This window comes from Caballeronia udeis (assembly GCF_001544555.2).
Lineage (GTDB): Bacteria > Pseudomonadota > Gammaproteobacteria > Burkholderiales > Burkholderiaceae > Caballeronia > Caballeronia udeis.
The window spans coordinates 1-4,362 of sequence record NZ_FCOK02000162.1; the positions used below are offsets into that span (position 1 = coordinate 1).

General features: G+C 64.4%; 4 protein-coding genes and 1 pseudogene. 2 read left to right on the plus strand and 3 right to left on the minus strand.

All coding sequences use genetic code 11. The annotated features are described in order from the left end of the window. Positions 1–81: 81 nt before the first annotated feature. From AWB69_RS44815 to purT, 3 genes are all read right to left on the minus strand, one after another. On the minus strand, positions 82–510 hold the full coding sequence (locus tag AWB69_RS44815) for an MliC family protein (RefSeq protein WP_231937457.1): 429 nt from the start codon (positions 508–510) through the stop codon (positions 82–84). Positions 511–582: 72 nt separating this feature from the next. After that, positions 583–738 carry a DUF6726 family protein gene (locus tag AWB69_RS48490; protein WP_331712729.1) on the minus strand — a complete coding sequence of 52 codons (156 nt, stop codon included), beginning with the start codon at positions 736–738 and terminating at the stop codon, positions 583–585. 67 nt (positions 739–805) lie between these two features. Beyond that, positions 806–2,068 carry a formate-dependent phosphoribosylglycinamide formyltransferase gene (gene purT / locus AWB69_RS44820; RefSeq protein ID WP_075644109.1) on the minus strand — a complete coding sequence of 421 codons (1,263 nt, stop codon included), beginning with the start codon at positions 2,066–2,068 and terminating at the stop codon, positions 806–808. Between the two features lie 372 nt (positions 2,069–2,440). Between purT and AWB69_RS44825 the strand changes: the two genes are divergently transcribed. Continuing rightward, entirely contained in the window at positions 2,441–2,971 is a 531-nt protein-coding gene (locus AWB69_RS44825) for an META domain-containing protein (protein ID WP_062093174.1), read from the plus strand. A 299-nt stretch (positions 2,972–3,270) separates the two neighbouring features. Continuing rightward, positions 3,271–4,362, plus strand: a pseudogene (locus AWB69_RS47415) (cell division protein FtsK); the annotation flags it as partial.

Genomic DNA, 4,362 nt, shown 5'->3' on the forward strand with positions numbered 1-4,362 from the left:
ATGACGGCCTCGGCTCATCCCGCCATGATAAAAACGGACCGTTAAATATTCAACTTATTTAAGGGATGTTGTACTAGTTCTCTAGCTGCCCGTCTTGCAGTCGGCGAGCATTGGCGGGGTTTTGGGATCGGCCGTGTCGTCGGTGAGCGAACCTTCCGGGCCTTTTGTCCACCACGTGTAGTGATCGCCAACGTATTTCGCGCCCGATGCCGCCAGCACGTTCACAAACAGCATCTTCCGGCCATCGACGGTCAGCACCGCAAAACTCTGCTTGTTCTTCGTGTTCATGTACTGCACGGTCAGCGTGCTGCCGCCGTGGCATTCGTAACGCAGCGTGTTGGTCGTCGCGGTCTGAATCTGCGGCACGGTCAGCGGCATGGCCACAGCCGAATGGGTCGCGGCCATCACACACAGCGCCCCGGCAGTCAACACGGCCGATCTGACCCGTCGTACGATTCGTTCGATTCGTACGATCCTTTCAAACAGCAGGTTCGTCTTTCCATCCTTCATCGTTCTATCCTTTCGTTACCTCTTTCCTGCGCAGGCAAAACCGGCGCCTTCAAAACACTCACGCGACGTCCATCAAGGATCGATCACATCCGCGCACGCGTCGGTCGGCGCGGCCGCCACGTGGCCGACCAGCGGCACCATCTTCAATCCCGCCGAGGCCACCCGGCACGGCGCCGCCGCAACACCGCACCCGGTCAGCCCAACCACCGTCGCGCACAGCGCGACCATTGCACACCATTTCACTTAAAACCTCCGTGCCGCTCGCAAAAAGCTCGTCGCGAGGGGCGTGTTACCGTCATCGAGTGGAGACGGGTCTTAGCTTAGACGCGGCCAGCTTCGCGCGTTCCCGCGCTTCGTCGGTATCACGTCCGGTTGCAAGCGCCACGCCCATGCGGCGCTTCGCAAAACTTTCCGGTTTACCGAACAGGCGCAGGTCCGAGTCCGGCACCGCGAGCGCGTCGGCCACCCCTTCGAACGCAACGCCCGCTTCGTCCAGGCCGCCATAAATCACCGCCGATGCACCCGGCGCGCGCAACGTTGTATCCACGGGAAGACCGAGGATCGCGCGCGCGTGCAGGTCGAATTCGGAGAAGCGTTGCGTGGCGAGCGTGACCAGCCCCGTGTCATGCGGTCGCGGGCTGACTTCGGAAAACCAGACGTCGTCGCCGCGCACGAATAATTCGACGCCGAACAATCCGCGGCCGCCGAGCGCCGTGGTGACCTTCGCGGCAACATCGCGCGACTTTGCAAGCGCCGCGACGCTCATGGCCTGCGGTTGCCACGATTCCACATAGTCGCCCGCCACCTGGACATGGCCGATCGGCTCGCAGAAATACGTCTGCAGATCGCTCGTTTCCGGGCTGACCGCGCGCACGGTGAGCTGCGTGATTTCGTACTCGAAATCGATAAACCCTTCCACGATCACACGGCCGTGATTGACCCGGCCGCCGGCCATGGCGTGCTGCCAGGCAGGTTCGATATCGGCGGCGCTCTTGAGCACCGACTGCCCCTTGCCGGACGACGACATCACCGGTTTCACCACGCACGGAAAACCGATCTTGCCGATGGCCGCCGCCATCTCGTCCAGCGACTCGGCGAACGCATACGGCGACGTCGGCAGGCCAAGCGTTTCCGCAGCGAGACGGCGAATGCCTTCGCGGTTCATGGTGAGCTGGGTCGCGCGCGCGGTCGGGATCACGACGGCGAGTTGTTCGGCTTCGATTTCGGCGAGGGTGTCGGTTGCTATGGCCTCGATCTCCGGCACGATCAAGTGCGGCCGTTCGGCTTCGATCAACGCGCGCAACGCCGCGCCGTCAGTCATGTCGATCACGTGCGAGCGATGTGCGACCTGATGGCCGGGGGCATCGGCGTAACGGTCGACCGCGATCGTCTCCACACCGAGCCGCTGCAATGCAATGATTACTTCCTTGCCGAGTTCGCCTGCGCCGAGCAGCATCACGCGCGTCGCGCCGGGCGTGAGCGGCGTGCCGATTTTCGACGGCTGCGCGCCGGATTGAAGGGAAGAAACGGCGGACGCAGCGGACTTCGCGCTCTGCATGGATGCTCCAGAAAAAGAGGCCTGACAAGCCCGCGATGTTAACACGCGGACCCTTTTCCGAACCCGATCGGTGTTGCGTTCCCGGGGCGCGGCTGTCAGATCCGGAATGGCGGCGAGGTTGGCCGCGGAGCGGCTGCGCGACGGCTTTCGCTTGATCGAACGCGCGGTCGCGCTAACTTATCTTTACATGTTGCAATCACTTTGCCGCAATCTGCCTTGGTCAATCTTAGGACGAGTGCGATACCCTTACGGTTTTGCCAGCCCCAAGGAAATTTCATGTCGATGCAGCCTTCCCGTTCGCAACCTGCGCGTGTTTCGGCGCGCAGCCGGGTCCATGCTGCGTTCCCGCGTTCCAGGTCCTCGTTTACCGCCATGATGTCGATTGCGGCCGTCGTTTTCGGCGCCGCGCTGGCGGGTTGCGCAATGCCGACGCATCCGGACAGCGCCGCGCCGCCAACCGACCCTTACAACCCGGCCGCGACCCAGCTTCTGGACGATACCCAATGGAAACTCACCAGCTGGACCAATGCCGACGGCAAGACGCGCCCGGTCCCGTCCAGTCCGGCCGGTAGTGCCGGTGGCAGTGCGGGCGCCAGCGCTGGCGGAGCGCCGATCACCCTGAATTTTTCGACGCAAGGCGGTCAACGCAAAACGAATGGCTTTTCCGGCTGCAACCGTTTCACCGGCACCTACGACCTGATAGACGGCAAGCTCTCCTTCGGCCCGCTTGCCAGTACGCGAATGGCCTGCGCGCCGGGACCCGGCAGCGCGCTCGAACAACCGTTCCTGCAGGGCCTCGCGGACATTGGAAAAACCGGTGTGCAAATGCGCCCGCCGCAACAATTGCAGATCACGCTCAAGAACGGCGATGTATTGACGTTCACACAAGCCGCGCAACCTTGAGGGTAATTGAGGTTAATGAAGGGCGGTTTGGAAGGTTGAGGTTGTGAGCCTGCTCAGGGGGCAGGCTCGGGGATGATGGCCGGTTTGGCCTTCCACCCTCGAGACCGGATCTTCAAGACCGCCTGACCCGGCCGGCATCGTCCCGATGCACACTTTGTCGTTCCCGGCCGATTGCGTGTTTTGCTTGACCACCGCCTGCATCGCCGCGTTCATGGCGGTTAAACTCGGCGGTATCGATTCATCTTTGTCCGAGCCTGGGTTCGCTGCTCACATCGCTTACATCATTCCTGGTTCCTTGCATGCACACGGTAGTTTTCGGCTGGTTCGGTGCTTCGGCCGTCTGGTTCATCCCCCTTCTCTGGCGCGTGGCCAAGTCCGTTCTCCCGAACGGCGGCGGCCTGCGCGGCCCGGGCACGATCCGGCTTTGGCTCGGTTTCTTCTGCGTGCTCCTCGCGAGCTGCACGCTGGAAGCCGCGCTGTTTCATTCATTCGCCTTTGCCGCCGATGTCGACCATCTCGGCCAAGCGCTGTTGCGCGGCTTGGGTGGACATGCCAGCGTTATCAGCACGCCGGCTGCGCTGGGCGTGGGTGCCGGTGCGGCGGCGGTTTTCCTGATCAGCTTGCCGTGGCTCTGCGGATTTCGGTGGCGCGACACGCTTGGCTGGGCAAACGGCGCGTTTGGCCTGGGCCTGAAACCAGAGTGGCTCACGCCACGGGAACGGTCGGTCCGCGAGAAACCGTCGCGCGGGCGGCTATCGCGGGAGAAGGCGGAAACGCGCGGCGCGAGCGCCGGTCTCGGGAGCTTCAAGGGAGGTAGCCCGGGCGTCGGCGTCACGACGTCCGGCAGGACCTCGCACGATGCTCCGGCGCTCGGCTTACCAACGGCGACGCAACGCCAGGGTGGACGCTATCAGCGGCCGACGGTCTGGCGGCCGCAGCCGGCGCGTCGAAGCGAAAGCGAGCGGCCGCTGCGCGGCCCCGAGGCTGCGCGCCCGATCGAACCCTTGCCGCAGGTGCATCGCGAACCGGGTACAGGCAAGGAGAGTTATTCGGACCGATTCCCCGATGCACGTCCGGCCGCCTCGCGCAGCGGACGTGGCGCGGGATCGCGGGAGCCAATCGAGCCGATCGCACCGGCCGGGTGGTTGAAGACCGGCGCCGCGTCGGGAGCCTCGCCGGGAACGCGGGACAAGACAGCGGGCGGGAACGCGCCCGCCGCCGCGACGGGTGCGGGTGCGGGATCGGCTGGCGTCACGCGGGCCGCGAATGCAGCGGGTTCAGCGGGTTCAGCGGGTTCAGCGGGTTCAGCGGGTTCAGCGGGTTCAGCGGGTTCAGCGGGTTCAGCGGGTTCAGCGGGTTCGGCGGGTTCGGCGGGTTCAGCGGGTTCAGCG

What these genes read in the sequence shown, in the direction of transcription:
- AWB69_RS44815 (WP_231937457.1), bottom strand. Translation starts at nt 510, where the DNA reads ATGAAGGATGGAAAGACGAACCTGCTGTTTGAAAGGATCGTACGAATC.
- AWB69_RS48490 (WP_331712729.1), bottom strand. Translation starts at nt 738, where the DNA reads ATGGTCGCGCTGTGCGCGACGGTGGTTGGGCTGACCGGGTGCGGTGTT.
- AWB69_RS44825 (WP_062093174.1), top strand. Translation starts at nt 2,441, where the DNA reads ATGATGTCGATTGCGGCCGTCGTTTTCGGCGCCGCGCTGGCGGGTTGC.
- purT (WP_075644109.1), bottom strand. Translation starts at nt 2,068, where the DNA reads ATGCAGAGCGCGAAGTCCGCTGCGTCCGCCGTTTCTTCCCTTCAATCC.